This window comes from Rahnella sikkimica (assembly GCF_002951615.1).
GTDB lineage: Bacteria > Pseudomonadota > Gammaproteobacteria > Enterobacterales > Enterobacteriaceae > Rahnella > Rahnella sikkimica.
This window is the reverse complement of record NZ_CP019062.1, coordinates 4,260,394-4,279,457: the sequence shown is the minus strand read 5'-3', so window position 1 is coordinate 4,279,457 and position 19,064 is coordinate 4,260,394. Positions and strand designations below refer to the sequence as shown.

Here is a 19,064-nt window from a genome sequence, read left to right as displayed (position 1 = left end):
GCTTCTTCTTTGAACAACGGTCGTTCGGGTTACAGCACGCCCTGCGCCTGCATGGCATCTGCAACTTTCACGAAACCGGCGATATTGGCACCGCGCACATATTGCGTTTGTTTGCCTTCACCACCGTACTCCACGCACGACTGATGAATATCGAGCATGATGTGACGTAAGCGCGCATCCACTTCTTCGGCTTTCCAGCTCAGGCGTGCGGCATTCTGTGCCATCTCCAGCCCGGACGTCGCCACACCACCGGCATTGGCCGCTTTGCCCGGCGCGAACAGTACGCCTGCGTCAACAAACAGATCGGTGGCTTCAATGGTCGTCGGCATATTCGCGCCTTCAGCCACGGCTTTTACGCCGTTGGTGATCAGCACGCGGGCCGCTTCCACGCCCAGCTCATTTTGGGTGGCGCACGGCAGCGCGATATCCACCGGCACGTTCCACGGTTGCTGGCCTTCGAGATACGTCAGCCCCAATTTTTGCGCGTAATCAGAGACACGGCCATCGCGGCTGGCTTTGATTTCTGTCAGCAGCGCCAGTTTTTCCGGCGTGAAACCGGCTTCGTCGACCACGGTGCCGTTTGAATCCGACGCCGTAATCACGCGCGCGCCCAGCGACATGGCTTTTTCAATCGCGTATTGCGCCACGTTGCCGGAGCCGGACACCGCCACGCGCATGCCTTCGAAATCCAGCCCGTGACGTTTGAGCATAGACTCGGTGAAATAAATCAGACCATAACCGGTGGCTTCCGGGCGGATCAGGCTGCCGCCAAACGACAGGCCTTTACCGGTGAACACGCTCGCGGTGTTGTTGGAGAGTTTTTTCATCATCCCCGCCATATAACCGACTTCACGCCCGCCGACGCCGATATCGCCCGCCGGGACGTCCGTATCCGGCCCCAGATGGCGGTAAAGTTCCAGCATCAGCGCCTGACAGAAACGCATGATTTCGCCTTCGCTTTTGCCTTTCGGATTGAAATCACTGCCGCCCTTCCCGCCGCCCATTGGCAGCGTCGTCAGCGCATTTTTAAAGGTTTGTTCGAAACCGAGGAATTTCAGAATCGACAAATTAACCGACGGATGGAAACGCATACCGCCTTTATACGGGCCGATGGCCGAGCTGAACTGCACGCGCCAGCCGCGGTTTACCTGCACCTGGTTCTTGTCATCGACCCACGCAATGCGGAACTGAATCACGCGCTCCGGCTCCACCAGACGTTCTAATAAAGAAGAACGACGGTATTGCGGGTTTTGTTCGAGAAAGGGCCATAGCGTGGTCATGACTTCACGAACGGCCTGAGAAAATTCGACCTGATGCGGGTCGCGTTGCTGAACTGAGGATAAGAACTGTTCGAGGGATTGAATTTGATCCATGAGGGTAAAACTCCGTTTCGTAAGTGATGTTGTCTTTGTTATTTGCTGCTTAATTATTTACTGCTTATTTTTTGACTATGCATCGACTTACGAACGGACATCAAGCAATTTTTCGCCCTTTCTGTTCGTTAAAATTCAGTAAGGATCCCCTCAGGATTTGCGGCCTTCCAGTTTGAGCAGCAGCGCTTTATTTTCCAGCCCGCCCGCAAAGCCGGTGAGCTTTCCGGACGCGCCAATCACGCGATGACACGGTGCGACAATGGAAATCGGATTGCGGCCATTGGCGGCCCCCACGGCGCGGACGGCTTTCGGTCGGCCGATGCGTCGGGCGATATCGCCGTAGCTTCGCGTTTCGCCAAACGGAATTTCCAGCAGCGCGGCCCAGACTTCTTTCTGAAACTCGGTGCCGGTGAAGTCAAGATCCAGCTCAAAGCGGGTGCGCTTGCCTGCAAAATATTCATTCAGCTGGTGTTCGGTTTTCAGCAAGATGGGAAACGTCGGGTCTTCTACCATTTCGCCCAGTTTCACCCGGCCATCGATTTCGCATTCCCACAAGATAGCCGTCAGCTTGTCGCCTTTTGCCGCCAGCGTGAGTAACCCGACCGGTGAATCTACCCGCTTAAATCTGTATTCCATTTGTGCTTTCCTCAGCCTGTTATGCGCAGACCACTTTACCGGAAAGGCGCGAAACAGACCAAGGAGCAAAACAGGGATTTGCGGGATGTCTTCCAGAGAATCGTCGTAAAATGAAAGCGTTACATTATTGAATGTAACGCTTCAGGGGTAGGAATATTGCAGGGGAGAAAAGCGGTTATTTCAGGCCCATCTGTGCGCGCAGCTCGGCTTTCGCGGCATCAAATTCAGCTTTAAATTCAGGCTCTTCAGCCATTCTCTGCGCAATCAGCGCCGCACCGGTACGGCTCATCACGGTATCAGAACGGTAATGGAAACCTGCCACCAGGCGATTTTCCGCATAACCCGCGGCGCGGGTGAACAGCGCATTACGTTTTTCCGGCACCATTTCGCCCAGCACGGTCGCCATCAGGTAACCGATGGTGGAGTGCCCGGAAGGCCATGAACCGGATTTGGATTTTTTCAGCAGCGGATGAATCTGCTCATCCAGCATATACGGGCGCGGACGGTTAAACGCTTTCTTGGCGTGATCGTCCACCATGTCTTCTGTCGCGACGACGCGCTCAAACAACGCGGCGGTTTTTGGCAGTTTTTTCGCCGTAAAATCAGGGCCCATCACATCGGAATAACGCCAGACGTTTTCTTCGGCATCGGCAATCGCCGCTTTTTCCTGTTCCGGCGTACGGGTCGCCTGAATCTCCAGCAATTCTTTCAGTTCGGCTTTGGTCTGAGCGGAATCATCGGCCGGCGGCGCAGGCAAATACTTCGTCAGATCAAGCTGTTCTGAAGTGATGAACGGCTTCGCTTCGTCAGCGGCCTGAACAACAAACGTCGAACCCAGAGTGAAAAGCAGTAAAGCGACAAGTGACTTACGCACGGTAAAACTCCTGATATTTTTTGAATATCAGGAGAATAGAGAAGGAATATGACGGGTAAATGACAGCAAAATTCCTTAAAGACGACGGCACGGATTTACGCCCTTTCCACGGCAGAAAAGGCGTAAAAGGTGCTTACCGTTTAACGCTTTCGATAAAGGTTTTACGGGCGGTTTTCGAGCCCAGACGTTCGGCTTCATCCAGCAGTTTCAGGGCTTTATCAACGTCACCGGCTTTCACGGCTTTCTTAATCGCGTCGTTGAAGTAGCTTTCAGAATCACTGAGCATCGGCTCGTTTGGCTTCGCAGGCGTTACAGCGGGCGCGGCGGCTGGCTGTGTATTGCCGACGACCACTGGCGTTGTTGCCGCCGGTGCGGAAGACGGGAAGATCTGACCAATCATCACGTTACCGGTTCGCTGTTCGGCGGTCACTTTGATGCTCAGCGTGCCGGTCGGGGTATGGCGCGCAATCGGGTCCGGGATATCTGGCACGGCGTTACCTACGCCCGCCGCATAGGCCTTCGCCGGGTTAGTCATCTGAGTGGTGCCGGCCAGATCCTGACGCGTGGTGTAAACCAGCAGGTAAATTTGTTTCTGACCCAAGGCTGGCGTCAGTTTCAGCGTGCCTTCCAGACGATCGCTGGAGACAATTCCCGGCTTCTGGTACGGGAAATAGCTGGAAGGGTAAAACGCCGCCGGACGCATCTGCTCATCGAGCACTAAGACGTTCGGCGCATAAAGGGTTTTGCCGGTGGCAATACTGGTCAGCGTGATTTCAAGCGAACCGCGATCGGCAGGCAGCGCAAACGCGCCCACAGCGCCCTGAATTTCACCCTGATTAATCTGTACGCTGGACGTGCCGAGCGTGACATCCTGCGTCACTGGCGGAACCAGCGGCGTCCATGAAAGGTTGCGTAAGGTCTGGCTGGAAATCGCCGGTGCCGTATTGGCATCATTTTGCGCAGCGTGCCCGACCGCAGGGGCAGCAGCTATCAGGCTTAGCGACAGACACAGTGACAGCAGATTTTTTTTCATTATCGTTTCCTTTGAAATCACCCTGAAGCTGGCGGTCATCACCGATAATCCGCCAGCCAGCACATCTTCTTTACTGCGATTTTTTTAAAGCTTTCGTTTATGCAATGAGGAGCCGAACCTCTAAATCATTCGTGTCACAGGAAGGCGGCAAGCCTCCAAGTCCCCGGGAGCGTAGCCAACTACGTGACCGGGGCGAGGATGCGCAGCCAACGCACCAGTGGCACGAAGGATGACGAGGTTTACCACCAGATTTCCATTTGAGCACCGAATGTCACTTCATCGTCGTTGCCGCGGCTGAAGGTTCTTGTGCTGGTGTCATTCATCGCTAAGCCATTGTTTGAGCCGCTGTCGGTGTCATAACCCCATTTTTCATCCCAGTTCGCGTAAGTGGCGAAGACGCGGATGGCCGGACGTGACCAGATGCTGTCGCCAGCCTGCCACTGTTGCGCCAGGGTGACTTTGTACTGGCCGTTGCGGTCGCCGGTACGCTGAGATTTCACGTTGTCGTAGCCGACTTCCAGCAAGGTACTCATGATTGGCGTCCATTTGTACATCGGGCGCACACCCACGGTGTACCAGGTCGTACCGTTGTTGTTGTCGCGGTCAACGTCTTGATACATCGCCACATACATCAGGCTCCAGGTATCGTTGAAGTCGATGGCACCGTGGTCGAGAACGCGGATCATGCTGCCGTTGTTGTCGATGGCTGCACCGTTGGAGTGGCCGTTTGCTGCCCCTTGGCCCGGATCGGTCATGGAGTCAGACGCATATTGCAGTACAAATTTGTTGTAGCCGTTGTAAATGCTTTGCGTGTGTTCAGCCGTTAACAGGAAACCGTCTTTGGTCGCATTATCAGCGAAAGAATAACCGTCACGCGCATTGGCACGACCGTAATCCACACCCAGTTCCAGCACGCCGCCAGGGTTAGTTTGCAGACCGGCCAGACGAACGTCGAACACGTCGTTGGAGGTCGGTACTTCATTACGCTGATCAGCGATATAACCGTAAGAGCCACCGCTTTCGGTGTTACGGGTCGCGGCCAGAGACAATTTACCGAAGCCCAGATCAACATCTTCCAGACCCGCACCCGGACCTGAAATATCCCAGTAATAGAAGTCGATCATGTGGACATCATGACGTTGGTAGAAACGCTTACCGGCCCAGATGGTGGAGCCCGGCAGCCATTCGATCAGGTTCTTACCCTTCACGTTTGCTTCGCGGAAAGCCGGATCGGTTGACTCCCAGTCGTTCTGTTGGGATACGGAATACGCCACGTTGGTGTCGAAGTAGAAGCTTTTGTCCCCTTCTTTCCAGACTTCCTGGCCCAGTTTTAACTCTGCGTACGTCTCACATTCGTTACCGAGACGGTATTTGCTGTCTGCGCCTGTCGCTTTGAAACACTGTTGCTCGCCACCGCTGCCGGTCCAGCCAATACCCGAACGGGCATAACCTGTAAAATCAACGGCCATTGCTTGTGTAGAAAGGATGCCAGCAGCCACTGCCAGCGCCAGGGAAGAACTACGCATTGTAATCATCATTTTCTCCTGTAGGGGATCGCGTGCTTTCAAACACCAGGTTCGGGGTGTAACCGGCGACATGCAGTTCCGTCCTCGCGGAACAGATGGCAGCGGTGTGGCGGCAAACCGATGGCGAATGTTGCACCTTCTTCTACCAGCACCACGTCGTTCTGGCGGTACACCAGGTTCTGACGAATTGCCGGAATTTGGATGTGGATCTGTGTTTCGTTACCCAGTTGCTCAACCACCTGCACTTCGCCGGAAAGCGTCACTTCAGCGACGTCGCTTGGCAGAAGGTGTTCAGGGCGGATCCCCAGCGAAAGGTTGCTGCCGACTTTGACGTCGGTGCCTTCCACCGGCAGCCAGACTTGCTGGCGGTTGGGCAATTCGACCTGCACGCGCGCAGGTTCGGCACCGGTGACTTTCACCGGCAGGAAATTCATTTTCGGAGAGCCGATAAACCCGGCGACAAAGCGGTTAGCGGGATAGTGATACAGCTCAAGCGGCTTACCGACCTGCGCGATATGTCCGGCGTCAAGCACCACGATTTTGTCGGCCAGCGTCATCGCTTCGACCTGATCGTGGGTCACGTAAATCATGGTGCGTTTCAGGCGCTTATGAAGACGGGAAATCTCGATACGCATCTGCACACGCAGCGCGGCATCTAAGTTTGAAAGCGGTTCATCGAGCAGAAAAACCGTCGGTTCTGCCACCAGCGTTCGGCCAATCGCCACGCGCTGACGTTGCCCGCCGGAAAGCGCTTTCGGGCGACGGTCGAGCAGGTGCGCCAGTTGCAACACTTCGGAGACCTGATTCACCCGCTGGTTAATTTCGGCTTTTTTCGCGCCCGCCAGTTTCAGGCCGAAAGACATGTTTTCAGCGACGGACAAATGCGGATACAGCGCATAAGACTGGAACACCATGCCAATACCGCGTTCTGCGGGCGGCACTTCGTTCATGCGTTTGTCGCCAATTTTCAGTTCGCCGGAGGTGATGTCTTCCAGACCGGCAATCATGCGCAGCAGCGTCGATTTACCGCAGCCGGACGGCCCGACAAACACCACAAACTCGCCCTCTTCGATTTCCAGATTGATGTCGCTGGAAATCACGGTTTCGCCAAAGGCTTTGTACACGCTGTTAAGGGAAACGCTCGCCATCCTGAACTCCTGTACTTGCTGCCAGCGGGAAAACTCAATGCAACGAAGAGTGAAGGATTAGCGGTTAAGCGTAATCATCCGTAACAAAGTTTTTCATGGGGGAGGAGCAGGGAGGATGACCCATTCATGCAACCGGATGAAAGTTCACGCCAAAAATCAAATTCGTGATCTGAATGGCAAAAACCGAACCATTTTTTTGAGTGATAAGCCACATAACGCCTGAGAGTGTCGGCGGGATCACATTCTGAGGGTCGGGGGCGTAGAAGGGGGGATGATGAAGCCCTGACGGGTTAAATCCACACTGGCGTCGTACCCTGCCTTTTCCGTCTAAGACGGGAAGCAAACCGACTCCTAACAGGAATAAAAGGACTGGATTATGACCCTCAGCATTAAGAAGATCGTGAAACACACACTGGCACTTTCGGCGCTGGCTACTCTGGTGCTGTCATCTTCCGCTTTTGCCAAAATAGAAGAAGGAAAGCTGGTCATCTGGATCAACGGTGACAAAGGCTATAACGGCCTGGCGGAAGTCGGTAAGAAGTTTGAAAAAGACACCGGTATTAAAGTCACGGTCGAACATCCGGACAAACTGGAAGAGAAATACCCGCAAGTCGCGGCGACCGGCGGCGGCCCTGACATCATCTTCTGGGCGCACGACCGTTTTGGCGGCTACGCACAATCGGGCCTGCTGGCGGAAATCAGCCCGGACCAGACGTTCAAAGACAAGCTGTTCCCGTTCACCTGGGACGCCGTGACCTTTAACGGCAAGCTGATCGGCTACCCGGTTGCGGTTGAAGCGCTGTCGCTGATTTACAACAAAGACATCATCAAAGAAGCGCCAAAAACCTGGGAAGAAATCCCGGCGCTGGACACAGCGCTGCGCGCCAAAGGCAAGAGCGCCATCATGTGGAACTTGCAGGAACCGTACTTCACCTGGCCAATCATTGCCGCTGACGGCGGTTACGCGTTCAAGTATGAAAACGGCAAATACAACATCAAAGACACCGGCGTAAACAACGCAGGTTCACAGGCCGGTCTGCAATTCATTATCGATCTGGTGAAAAACAAACACATCAACGCCGACACCGACTATTCCATTGCCGAAGCCGCATTCAACAAAGGCCAGACCGCGATGACCATCGACGGCCCGTGGGCGTGGTCAAACCTCGACAAGAGCAAAATCAATTACGGCGTGACGCTGCTGCCAACTTTCCATGGCAAACCGTCTAAACCGTTCGTCGGCGTGCTGACTGCCGGGATCAACGCCGCCAGCCCGAACAAAGAACTGGCGAAAGAGTTCCTGGAAAACTACCTGATCACCAACGACGGCCTGGCTCTGGTCAATAAAGACAAACCGCTGGGTGCTGTGGCGCTGAAAACCTATCAGGAGCAACTGGAAAAAGACCCGCGCATTGCGGCCACCATGGCGAACTCCAAAAACGGCGAAATCATGCCAAACATTCCGCAGATGAGCGCCTTCTGGTACGCAGAACGTAGCGCCATCATCAATGCAGTTAATGGCCGTCAGACCGTTCCACAGGCGCTGAAAGACGTCGAAACGCGCATTACCAAGTAAGCACTTTTCAAGGCAAACACCGGCGCGGAACTCACGGGTTCCGCGCCGTGAATAAAAGGATTTCCCTATGAATGCTCGAAAAAAACGGCCGTTCAGCACTGCGTTAAAATGGCTGGTGATCAGCCTGCTCGCCTGCTTTAGCGGTTATCTGATCGTGCTGATGTATGCGCAGGGTGAATACCTTTTTGCCGTTCTGACGCTGATTTTGTCCAGCCTCGGCTTATACATTTACGGTAACCGTCACGCATATTCATGGCGCTACGTTTACCCCGGTCTTGCCGGAATGGGGCTGTTTGTCCTGTTTCCGCTGATTTGTACCATCGCGATTGCCTTCACCAACTACAGCAGCACCAACCAGCTGACGTTCGAACGTGCGCAATCCGTTCTGATGGGACGCGATTTTCAGGGCGGAAAAGCGCTCAATTTTGCCCTATTCCCTGCGGGTAAAGAGCCGGCCGGTGACAAATGGCAACTGGCGCTGACGTCAGCCGATGACAGCGAAACGCTGGTTTCGCCGCCTTTTGCTTTCGATGCGTCCGCACCCAAAACGCTGGAAATGCTGCCGCAAACCCCGCCATCGGCTGATAAGGCCGGGCTGCGCGTGGTGACGCAAAATCGTCTGGCGCTCGGCCAGTTATCCGCAAAATTGCCTGACGGCGAGATCCTGCGCATGAGTTCCCTGCGCCAGTTCTCCGGCACGCAGCCTTTATACAAGCCGGGCGAAGACCATAAACAGCTGACCAACGTCCAGACCGGCACGATTTACCGCCCGAACATGGACACCGGTTTCTATCAGGCCGTGAACGCTCAGGGCGAATGGCAGGCTGAAAAACTCAGCCCCGGATTTACCGTGGGGATCGGCTGGGGTAACTTCCTGCGCGTTCTGCACGACGACGGCATTCAAAAACCCTTCCTGTCCATTTTCGTCTGGACGATTGTTTTCGCGCTGCTGACCGTGGTGCTGACCGTGGCCGTCGGCATGGTGCTGGCCTGCGTCGTACAGTGGGAAGAACTGAAAGGCAAAGCGGCGTACCGCATCCTGCTGATCCTGCCGTATGCGGTGCCGGCGTTTATCTCGATACTGATTTTCAAAGGGTTATTCAACCAGAGCTTCGGGGAAATCAACCTGATGCTGAGCGCCCTGTTTGGCATCAAACCGGCGTGGTTCAGCGATCCGATGACCGCCAAAAGCATGATCATTATCGTCAACACCTGGCTGGGTTATCCGTACATGATGATCCTGTGCATGGGCCTGCTGAAAGCCATTCCCGACGATCTCTACGAAGCGTCCGCCATGGACGGTGCAACGCCGATGCAGAACTTCTTTCGCATCACGCTGCCGCTGCTGATCAAACCGCTGACGCCGCTGATGATCGCCAGCTTCGCGTTTAACTTTAATAACTTCGTGCTGATCCAGCTGCTGACCAACGGCGGCCCGGACATGCTCGGCACCACCACACCAGCCGGACATACCGATTTGCTGGTCAGTTACACCTACCGCATCGCCTTCGAAGGCGGCGGCGGACAGGACTTCGGGCTGGCGGCGGCGATTGCCACGCTGATCTTCCTGCTGGTTGGCGCGCTGGCTATCGTGAACCTGAAAGCTTCACGCATGAAATTCGACTGAGGAGAAACACAAAATGCCAATGGTTAAACCTAAGTCGCAAAAAGTCAGATTACTGGTGACGCACCTTTTGCTGCTGTTCTTTCTGGCGCTGATCCTGTTCCCGCTGCTGATGGTATTCGCCATCTCCCTGCGGCCAGGTAATTTCGCGACGGGCAGCCTGATCCCCGATCAGGTCTCGTGGGATCACTGGAAACTGGCGCTGGGAATTGCAGTCACCAACAGCGACGGCAGCATTACGCCGCCACCGTTCCCGGTCATGCTGTGGTTGTGGAACTCGATCAAGATCGCCGGGATCACTGCGGTGGGGATCGTGGCGCTTTCCACGACGTGCGCCTACGCCTTTGCCCGCATGAAATTCCGTGGCAAAAGCTCGCTGCTTAAAGGGATGCTGATTTTCCAGATGTTCCCGGCGGTGTTGTCGCTGGTGGCGTTATACGCCCTCTTCGACCGCCTCGGCATTTACGTGCCGTTCCTCGGGCTGAACACCCACGGCGGCGTCATTTTTGCGTACATGGGCGGCATCGCGTTGCACGTCTGGACCATCAAAGGGTATTTCGAAACCATCGACGGCTCGCTGGAAGAAGCCGCCGCGCTCGACGGTGCCAGCCCGTGGCAGGCCTTCCGGCTGGTGCTTTTGCCGCTGTCCGTCCCGATTCTGGCGGTGGTCTTTATTCTGTCGTTCATCGCCGCGATTACCGAAGTGCCGGTGGCATCGCTGTTACTGCGTGACGTGAACAGCTACACCCTGGCGGTGGGTATGCAGCAATATCTCAACCCGCAAAACTACCTGTGGGGCGACTTCGCGGCTGCCGCAATCCTGTCGGCAATCCCGATTACGGCAGTGTTCCTGATAGCCCAACGCTGGCTGGTCGGCGGCCTGACGGCAGGCGGTGTGAAAGGTTAACGGATTTAAAATCTAATGCGCTTACCTCCAAAATAATTCGAGGTGCAGAAAGGCGGCAAGTAAGTGAATCCCGATGAGCTGACAATAAGTCAGTGATTCGGGTGAGCGAGTGCAGCCAACGCATCTGCAATTCGAAGTATGAAGGAGGGTTTGATTTCCCTGTGTCTTCAGCGGCTTAATAGGCCGCTTTTTTTTATTTGAGAATTACGATGACTTACAGGGTGCTGAGGCGGGTTGCGATATCGCGCATGGCATTACGCGCAGTCTGGCTGATTCCGCCAAGCTGGAAAAAACCGTGGATAACGCCCGGATAACGCTGCGCTGTGCAGCTGACGCCCTGCTCCGTCAGGCGGGTAAACAACATTTCACCTTCATCGCATAACGGATCGTATTCGGCTGTAATGATATGCACCGGCGGCAGCCCGGAGAAATCATCACGCCACAACGGGCTGACTTCGGGATGCATAAAATCTGTGTCAGGATAATAAGCTTCAAAACCGCTGAGCAACGTGTCGCTGGTGAGGACGTAATCAAAACCATTACGCTGATGGCTGGCAGATGACGCAGTGGCGTCAATCATCGGGTAAATCAGAACCAATTGCTGAGGCAACCACTGGCCCGCATCGCGCAGGCGAAGCGCTGTTATCAGAGCAATATGTGCGCCCGCGCTGTCCCCCGCAAAAGCAATGCGGCGGAGATCAACACCCAACCTCCCGGCATATTCCCGGATCAGATTTGCAGCACGTTCCGCATCATCGTGCGCTGCCGGATAAGCATGCTCAGGTGCCAGACGGTATTGCACCGCAATCACCCGACAACCGCTGAAAAAGGCAAGTTGACGCAGCTGATTATCATGCGTCGTAAAACCACCACTCACAAAACAGCCGCCATGAAAATAGATCACCGCAGGCAGTATTTGATCCGCATTTAAAGGCGACACTACGCGCAAAGAAATGCCATCGATAACCACATCTTCAATATTGACGCGCTGTTCGATATCCCCCGCCAAAACCGTGCTGGCAACATAGCCGGCACGACGCGACTCATAAGTCTGACTGCGTGATGACGGACGACCTGCGGCGATAAAATCACTAACGAGGGAGGCGATTTCGGGTTCCAGAGACATGGGGGTTCTTCCTGAGTGTGGGGGGTTAGGAGTGTAATGCTGCTGGACCAAAGAGGAAATAGCTTGAAGCTACTATAACTAATGATCAACCCCAACCTGAAAATAAATTATATATATCGATGCATTGTGCAAAAATAAAACGAATAAGATAGAATATCTCGGTTATTTTAAAAAACAGAAGGATATAATGATGAGCACCAAATACCTTAATATATTAAAATTAATTGAGATTGAAGAAAAAAGAAAGAGAGTGAAAAAAGAAAAACATGACTCTGACGTATTTATCCTGCTTTTGTGTATTGTGTTAGTTGCCATTTCTGTAACACTAGCTTTTATCTATCATATAACTAAAAATGATTGGATTGAATTATCGAGTATAGTTCTACTTCTACTAGCTTATATCACTCTTCCTGTCATGAATGCATATAAAATATACTCACATCGAGCAAAAATAAAGAGATCTTTTTCTCTGCCTTTTCGTGATTCAGTTGATCTCAATATAAAATCTGAGTTTTTTATAGATGGAAAATATCTCCCATACCTCACTAAATTGAAAAATTAAGAATTGCGACTAGGAATTTTAGAGGTCAAGCATGAAAGAACATGCCTGGAAAAACGAATGACACTTATGATCGGACCTATTGATAAGTTCGGTATTCTTCCTGGCGTCGTGGCTACAATAGCAACATTAATCAAAATCCCAGGTACTTATAATTGGGTATCCGCTATCGCTTACGGGTATATAGGACTAACCTTCATCTCAATATTTTTCTATCAACTAATAATGCGATATGACCGGATGATCGCACTGACTGAGTTAGCACTCGAAATTAAATCCGAAGCCTCGGAAATTTAAGCGAGACTTTATAGCTACTTTATGTAGTCTGATTTTACACTAGCTCATCCTAAAGCTTTATAAACAGCATCAACAGGTTCTTAATAGAAGTTGATCAGGAATTTTTTAAAGTAAATCAGGGGGCTGGCCTACCTCCTAATAAATTAAACGCTTCGATGTTTGTAATTTCTTTATAAGTGTCGTGGCCTAGCTAAACTATAGAGCCAAGGAGTATATTCACTCCTTGCTTTCATTAATCTAATTATTATTTTTAATTCCCCCAGACATTAGCAGTTTTAGCATCAAATAATTTCACCTTCGCATGAAATTTAGATTGTATTGATAGTATGTGCTCAGCATCAGCTTCAGAATAGACACCAATGTAAATACCCCATAGCTTTGGAGGGGTTTTATTCTGCGCATGCGTTGCTTTGTTTATTGCCTCAATAATATGCTCATCATACTCTCCGAAATTGAATCCAAAGGTAACTAAAGAACCATCTAATTCTGATAGTAAATCAAAACAATGTGATAAGTATCTGTTATGTCTAATATGACTAAGCTTCTCATCTCCATTACCGGCTGTTACAAATATTGGATAATTCTCTCTCTCAAGTCTTTTTTTGATCTTTTCTATTAGAAAATTGCTCTGATCATACTGCTCTTTCTCAATATCAACGCCTGTATCAAAAATGTGTAATGCTCCATGTAAATAGTGCACATTTTGTTTAACTACATTCGGACCCCAAACAAGGCCAGAGTACTCAGCTATTCCTCCTTGAATAACTTCATCAATATTATCTATTTCCCGTCCAAATCCATCAATAGAATTTTCAATATGTTGTCGCATCATAACCCAATACAGCAACATGTCATAATTAGTAGAAAAAACATGGCCTCCACTATTCAGAAATAAAGTTAAAAACTCAGCACATGCTATCGCTTTCTTTTCGGGTATTTTATAGACGTGTTCAGGATGGAGTTGATGTATAGAAGTCAACAATCCATCTTTTAATTTTTTACTCGCTAGAATAATATCCTGCTGTAACTCACCATCTGAACCAAACGCCTCCAATAAGGCTAACGTGGTATCAAGTTGTTGCATAACAAGTTCAAAATTTTTTGTTTTAATAACATTAAATAATTTATTAATTAACAAATCATCTCTTGAAGTCAAAAAATCATAAAGTGCATTATATGAAAATATCTCTCTATCGTAAGCCATACTAAAGCCGTTCCCCATGAGTAGAGAGTATGGCCTTGATTTTTTATGTAGATAAGTAATTACTTCTTCGAAGGTCATCAGTTGCATAACTTTTAATCTTCCATTAAATTAATATGCGTATTTAAACAAACCAAAAAAATCCTTACTATTTGCATTGATATTAAAATAAAAGTTAATAAACATCTGTAAACTACGTCACAGTTACAGAAGCTAAACTCCCTTAAAAAACCGCACTCATCTGATTAAATCTAAAAACATATAATTTCAAGATAACTAAAAGAAATGCCTAAAAACTTATCAAAGTTGTCTAGGCATATTGGATAACTATTTCTTACCAAAATCAAACGGACTAACCCCTTTCAGCCAATTAGCATCCAATAAATCAGCCCAGCACTGCAGCATTAGCCTGCGTTCATCCAAGTGCTCTGCGTTATGAATGTAAGAAGCACGCACAGAGTTACGCTCCTGATGGTGTAAGTATCACCTCAAAACGGCCCATTCACTTTTAGAGATCTTCCGACATACTGATCATGTCCCCTGAGGAGATCGCTATGCGTAAAATCCGATTCACCGAGCACCAGATCATCGCCGTCCTGAAATCAGTCGAAGCCGGCAGGACCTTCAAAGATGTGTGTCGCGAGGCCGCTATTTCCGAAGCCAGCTACTACAACTGGAAGGCGAAATATGGCGGGATGGAAGCCGCTGATATCAAAAAGATCAAAGATCTTGAAGACGAGAATCGTCGTCTGAAGCAGATGTTCGCTGATCTGAGTCTGGAATGCCGGGCGCTGAAAGACGTCATCGAAAAAAAGCTTTAAAACCAGCGATAAAGCGTGAGCTCGTTAGCTATCTGACCACGCGGTTTACGATGAGCATACGCCAAGCATGCAGGACGTTATCGCTGAGCAGGACGGTGTTTCGTTATCAACCGGATACACGACGTGATGAAGCGGTGATCCAGAGGCTGACTGAGGCGGCTGAACGCTACCCCGCTACGGATTTAAGAAGCTTTTTCATGTGCTTCGCAGGCAAGGCCACGTCTGGAACCACAAGCGTGTACACCGGATTTACTGTCTGCTAAAACTGAATTTTCGTCGCAAGGGTAAACAACGCCTTCCGGTGCGCAATCCGGCTCCGCTGGCAACGCCGGAAGCACTCAACCAAAGCTGGTCGATTGATTTTATGCACGATGCGCTGACATGTGGCCGACGTTTTCGGACTTTCAACGTCGTTGATGATTTTAACCGTGAAGCACTGGCTATCGAAATTGACCTGAATATCCCGGCGCAGCGTGTCGTCCGGGTGCTGGACAGGATAGTGGCAAACCGTGGATATCCGCTGAAGATGCGGATGGATAACGGACCGGAACTGATATCACTGGCTCTGGCGCAATGGGCCGGAGAGCATGGCGTGATGCTGGAATTTATCAAGCCGGGTAAGCCGACACAGAACGCCTTTATAGAGCGGTTTAACCGAACGTACCGGACCGAAATACTGGATTTTTATCTGTTCAGAACGCTGAATGAAGCACGGGAAATAACGGAACGCTAGCTGAATGAATACAACAGTGAGCGTCCTCATGAATCCCTTAAAAACCTGACGCCGGAAGAGTACCGGCTGATGGCTGAGAACCGGGAAATCTCAAAAAGTGCGTGGAACTAAAGCTGGGATACTTACATCTCGAAATCGATCTCCGACCAACGGGCGAAACGCAGCTCACTTGAGCGGATAAAGACAAGCAATGTCATCTCTATTGCCAAACGAGTGAGCGGTCTGCCAGTGTAGGTGTCGATACGGTGAAGTAGCTCAGGAGTACGGCTAAGTTCTAAAGCGGGACGATGTGGCCTTTTTGCTGTAGCGACAGCTCCTGCCATTTCCTGGGCGGGATTATAATCGGTCAAACCGCTTTGATAGATGCCAGCAAATCGCGGGTTTTAAGTTCGGCAATATTGCATTTACCGATAGAGGGGAAGAGGTTGTCCTCCAGGGTTTTCAAAACTCGGGAGCTATGATCTTTTGACCACTTCTTGTTAGTCGCATGCCATTCTCTGGCAACCACTTCAAAGGTGAAGACTTCTTTAGCCAACTCTTCTTTTACTGCACGCTTTTGTTCACGGGGATCGATGCCTGCCGCAACCAGTTTTCTGGCAGCTTCTCTTTTATGTCTGACATCAGCCAGAGATGTCTCTGGGTAAACGCCAAAGGCCATCAGGTGTTGCTTACCGCCAAAGCGAAAGCGGAAACGCCAGTATTTGGAGCCGTTAGGATGTATCAGCAAAAACATGCCATCGCCGTCTACTAGCGAGTATTCCTTTTCTTCTGGTTTTGCCGAACGCACCTTGGTATCAGTCAGGGCCATGATGGTATTCCTTCCATATGCTGCCGTGAGTATATAAGCATTATCGAACCAGCATATATACTCGGTTCTATACTCACAAGCATGTTGATGTGGGGTAACTCAGATTGACGTCGGTTGACTGAAAAGCGGGGCAAAGCCTTGCAGAGACTGGATTTTAGACATAAAAAAAGACCTCAGTTGAGGTCTATTTACATACTGTTGGTGCGAAGGCCGGACTCGCATAAACAAGTCAACTTACTGATATCAATATTTTTTATTTATAGCACTTGGTACTTGTACCCGCACTTGTACCCGCAAACAAAAATCCGTACAAAAATCAGACACTGCCAGCGGGTACAAAGCCATATCAGTACAACACCAATATGGCAGCCAAGACAAGGGCTAAGCAGGTAAGAATGTTTTCTTAAGAGGAACCAAAAGTTTGGTCTCAATATCAACTTGCTCGTAGTTCTCAATAAGCGTCCGAACAAGGTCGTCAAGCGTCCAGAGAGTCAGAGGTATTGTCGAACGATCGGCCTCATAACGAGAATCCTTGGTAAACCCACCTGTACTGACGTAAAGCCCACGATCGTCTTTATGGCGACCACCAATGAAGCTGCGAATCTGCTGACTCCCCATCTGTCCTTTACGATGTTTTACTTCAACGACAATACGTGGATTCTCAAACCCAAAACCATCAGGTGAAGCGATAATATCTTTCCCACGATCAGGCCCCACAGGAGAGACCTGCGTTTTATATCCCATACTGCGTAAAACGCCAGCAACAAGATGCTCCATTTCCTTCGGATCGAGTGCATTGACTCTATCTTTGATACCTTCACGCGCCTGCGTTTCTATATCACGGAGTGGATCAGAAATAGCTTCATCTTCATCCATTGTGGTTGGATTCTGAGTAACAACGTCAATGGCGGGTTTCTTATCCAGTAAAAGCTCTTCTAATGCATACTCAGGAAGTTGGAAAACAGTTAACGTGGAGCCCAATGTATTTTTGGTAGCAGCAGACAATCTGTCACGGTCAATTTCTTCACCGTTCCATTTTACCTGACGAGCAATCCCCATCCCTTCTTCAACCCATTCAGGATGGTACTGGAAGTCAGATATGACTTTACCTAATAGGTAAGTACGGTTCGCAGGGGAATAAGTAATTACCCAGTCATCCTTCTGAATCTCATTCACAAAACGCCAGACTTGCGATGCGCCAGAACGGGCAGTCCCCAGCTTTGTTAACGGATCGGCTTCCTGATATAACGCGAGTAGTTGCGCTCGGGACAGACCAGGTTTAACCAAAGGAGCAAGCTGCGGCCAACCAATACCTACGATTTGTCTATCGCGAAAGTCATCATAGAGCTTGCCACCATCGCCGCGAATCATCCACATTCTGTTACTCATACCCGTCCCTTCAAGAAGAAAAGAAATTACGACGGATCATATGCTTGTTATCCAAGGGCGTCAAAACTCCGCGCAACTATCGCGCTAATGTCCCCGGATAGTGCTTCGCAATGATGTCATTCATCTTGTCGATTAGCTCTGGGCGCTTAAACGTCAAATGCCCTGTGCCCTTCTGATAATATCGAATACTAAAGTAATCATCTTCGTAGAACTGTTGGCCGGGCTTGTCACGCACATGTTCCATGAGTCGGGTAGCTATGTCGCCTCGGTTGTCAGGTATCGGTTTTCCGTCCAGCAGAAATAGCATCCTTTCCAAATCGGCTAACTGATCACGACGCCAGCCCCAGTTTAGGCTAAAGCCCCAGCGATTGTGAGTCACCAGGTTATTGATGATGATCTTTTTGCCAAAACTACATGGGCTGTTAGTTTTGTAATCCCATGAAAGCCCCTTAAATACGTTGACCACCCCTCGCTCGAATACCTCATCTTTGCTCTGATGCAGTTGCTCAAAGGTACTGAGTATGTTGGCTTCGTTGATGGCAGGAATATTGTCTCCCTCAAGGTTTCTGTACCATTGGTCACGCGCCTGGGCATCCATCAAACTGAGCATGCCGGAGCGCTTCATCAGATCCCGCCATACATCGCGATCAAGATTGCGGGTGATCACTGGCATGGCCGTTTCTGCTTTTTCCATCAGCCAGCAACCGCAGCGGAAATCTTGTCGCATGGCCCAATATCTTGCTATTCCTCCACCGATGCTGTTAGTGATGACCGAGATATCTTCAAGCTGGTGAATAAGGGCTTCAATCTGCGCCAGAGCGGCATTACGTCCGGACACAACGCGTTCGATGCTGGTGGAACGAATCACCTCTGTATGGTCAGTTAAAACCTCGGGTTCAGTCTGCATATTTTTTTCTCCATAAACGCCAACACCCGCCGGTTTAAGGGCGGGTGTTGGGTAGTGATAGTGTTCATTGTGGGCTGTACTGCACTGGACGCCGGTAATCAGCATGCCAGCAGTAATCCGGACAGGCTCATGCCTGCTTTTCGCCCCGGATAACTGAGGTGATGGTCTGGTAACCCATACGGGCCATCAGGCCAGTGGCTCGACGGGCACGGAGAATATCGATAGCCGTGATGAAGGGTGATTGTTCCTGGCAGGAGAACCCCCGGCGATCGATGCGAACCAGGTCGAACTTTTCCACCGTGAAATTCAACGCATCAGCCAGAGAGATACCGGCATCAATATGTTCGTGGATCACCGCGTCATCACTGAACTCGGTATCGTTAAGCGCCAATCCGTAATGCTGTTCCAGCAGATACGTAAGCATGGATTGCCAGACAACAACGGGTGATGGGCAAGCGTAAGCCGCCCGTTTCGGGGTGACAGGTAAGGTCTGCATGTGGGTTATCTCGTCGTTAGCTAGATGAAA

General features: G+C 50.6%; 15 protein-coding genes and 3 pseudogenes. 5 read left to right on the top strand and 13 right to left on the bottom strand.

The features are described 5' to 3' along the window. Window positions 1–29: 29 nt before the first annotated feature. From gdhA to malK, 6 genes are all read right to left on the bottom strand, one after another. On the bottom strand, window positions 30–1,373 hold the full coding sequence (gene gdhA, locus BV494_RS19790) for an NADP-specific glutamate dehydrogenase (protein ID WP_104924372.1): 1,344 nt from the start codon (window positions 1,371–1,373) through the stop codon (window positions 30–32). Between the two features lie 150 nt (window positions 1,374–1,523). Continuing rightward, a complete protein-coding gene (locus BV494_RS19785) occupies window positions 1,524–2,009 on the bottom strand; it encodes a methylated-DNA--[protein]-cysteine S-methyltransferase (RefSeq protein ID WP_104924371.1) in 486 nt (161 codons plus the stop codon). A gap of 175 nt (window positions 2,010–2,184) precedes the next feature. Further along, window positions 2,185–2,883, bottom strand: a complete 699-nt coding sequence (locus tag BV494_RS19780; protein ID WP_104924370.1) for an acid phosphatase — start codon at window positions 2,881–2,883, stop codon at window positions 2,185–2,187. Window positions 2,884–3,016: 133 nt separating this feature from the next. Then, window positions 3,017–3,916 (bottom strand): maltose operon protein MalM, encoded by a 900-nt coding sequence (gene malM, locus BV494_RS19775; protein ID WP_104924369.1) that lies wholly within the window; start codon window positions 3,914–3,916, stop codon window positions 3,017–3,019. Window positions 3,917–4,155: 239 nt separating this feature from the next. Next, entirely contained in the window at window positions 4,156–5,454 is a 1,299-nt protein-coding gene (locus BV494_RS19770) for a maltoporin (RefSeq protein ID WP_192938039.1), read from the bottom strand. A 26-nt stretch (window positions 5,455–5,480) separates the two neighbouring features. Then, the gene (gene malK, locus BV494_RS19765; protein WP_104924367.1) at window positions 5,481–6,590 is read right to left on the bottom strand and encodes a maltose/maltodextrin ABC transporter ATP-binding protein MalK; all 1,110 of its coding nucleotides are present in this window, start codon (window positions 6,588–6,590) and stop codon (window positions 5,481–5,483) included. A gap of 376 nt (window positions 6,591–6,966) precedes the next feature. On the opposite strand from malK, the gene malE reads away from it, so the two are divergent. The 3 genes from malE to malG all read left to right on the top strand — a co-directional run bounded on the left by malE (window position 6,967) and on the right by malG (window position 10,697). Beyond that, the gene (gene malE, locus BV494_RS19760) at window positions 6,967–8,166 is read left to right on the top strand and encodes a maltose/maltodextrin ABC transporter substrate-binding protein MalE (RefSeq protein ID WP_104924366.1); all 1,200 of its coding nucleotides are present in this window, start codon (window positions 6,967–6,969) and stop codon (window positions 8,164–8,166) included. Window positions 8,167–8,233: 67 nt separating this feature from the next. Then, window positions 8,234–9,793 carry a maltose ABC transporter permease MalF gene (gene malF / locus BV494_RS19755; protein ID WP_104924365.1) on the top strand — a complete coding sequence of 520 codons (1,560 nt, stop codon included), beginning with the start codon at window positions 8,234–8,236 and terminating at the stop codon, window positions 9,791–9,793. A 13-nt stretch (window positions 9,794–9,806) separates the two neighbouring features. Then, entirely contained in the window at window positions 9,807–10,697 is an 891-nt protein-coding gene (gene malG, locus BV494_RS19750) for a maltose ABC transporter permease MalG (RefSeq protein ID WP_104924364.1), read from the top strand. Window positions 10,698–10,911: 214 nt separating this feature from the next. Here malG and BV494_RS19745 read toward each other — a convergent pair whose 3' ends face one another. Then, window positions 10,912–11,823, bottom strand: a complete 912-nt coding sequence (locus BV494_RS19745) for an alpha/beta hydrolase (RefSeq protein ID WP_104924363.1) — start codon at window positions 11,821–11,823, stop codon at window positions 10,912–10,914. Between the two features lie 187 nt (window positions 11,824–12,010). Here BV494_RS19745 and BV494_RS19740 point away from each other — a divergent pair, with 187 nt between their 5' ends. Beyond that, complete coding sequence (locus tag BV494_RS19740; RefSeq protein ID WP_192938038.1) at window positions 12,011–12,385, top strand: hypothetical protein; 375 nt, start codon at window positions 12,011–12,013, stop codon at window positions 12,383–12,385. Between the two features lie 544 nt (window positions 12,386–12,929). On the opposite strand, the gene BV494_RS19730 is transcribed toward BV494_RS19740, so the two are convergent. Both BV494_RS19730 and BV494_RS19725 read right to left on the bottom strand, forming a co-directional pair. Then, entirely contained in the window at window positions 12,930–13,970 is a 1,041-nt protein-coding gene (locus BV494_RS19730) for a DUF4917 family protein (RefSeq protein WP_104924360.1), read from the bottom strand. 237 nt (window positions 13,971–14,207) lie between these two features. Next, window positions 14,208–14,360 (bottom strand): annotated as a pseudogene (locus BV494_RS19725) (integrase); the annotation flags it as partial. A gap of 74 nt (window positions 14,361–14,434) precedes the next feature. Between BV494_RS19725 and BV494_RS19720 the strand changes: the two are divergent. Continuing rightward, a pseudogene (locus BV494_RS19720) lies at window positions 14,435–15,545 on the top strand (IS3 family transposase). A 17-nt stretch (window positions 15,546–15,562) separates the two neighbouring features. On the opposite strand, the pseudogene BV494_RS19715 reads toward BV494_RS19720, so the two are convergent. From BV494_RS19715 to BV494_RS19700, 4 genes and pseudogenes are all read right to left on the bottom strand, one after another. Further along, a pseudogene (locus tag BV494_RS19715) lies at window positions 15,563–16,242 on the bottom strand (tyrosine-type recombinase/integrase); the annotation flags it as partial. 381 nt (window positions 16,243–16,623) lie between these two features. Next, window positions 16,624–17,613, bottom strand: coding sequence for a restriction endonuclease (locus tag BV494_RS19710; protein ID WP_501207389.1), 990 nt, complete (start codon window positions 17,611–17,613; stop codon window positions 16,624–16,626). Window positions 17,614–17,707: 94 nt separating this feature from the next. Next, the gene (locus BV494_RS19705) at window positions 17,708–18,538 is read right to left on the bottom strand and encodes a DUF4942 domain-containing protein (protein WP_104924855.1); all 831 of its coding nucleotides are present in this window, start codon (window positions 18,536–18,538) and stop codon (window positions 17,708–17,710) included. Window positions 18,539–18,665: 127 nt separating this feature from the next. Next, window positions 18,666–19,034 (bottom strand): TA system toxin CbtA family protein, encoded by a 369-nt coding sequence (locus tag BV494_RS19700; RefSeq protein ID WP_104924358.1) that lies wholly within the window; start codon window positions 19,032–19,034, stop codon window positions 18,666–18,668. Window positions 19,035–19,064: the final 30 nt, after the last annotated feature.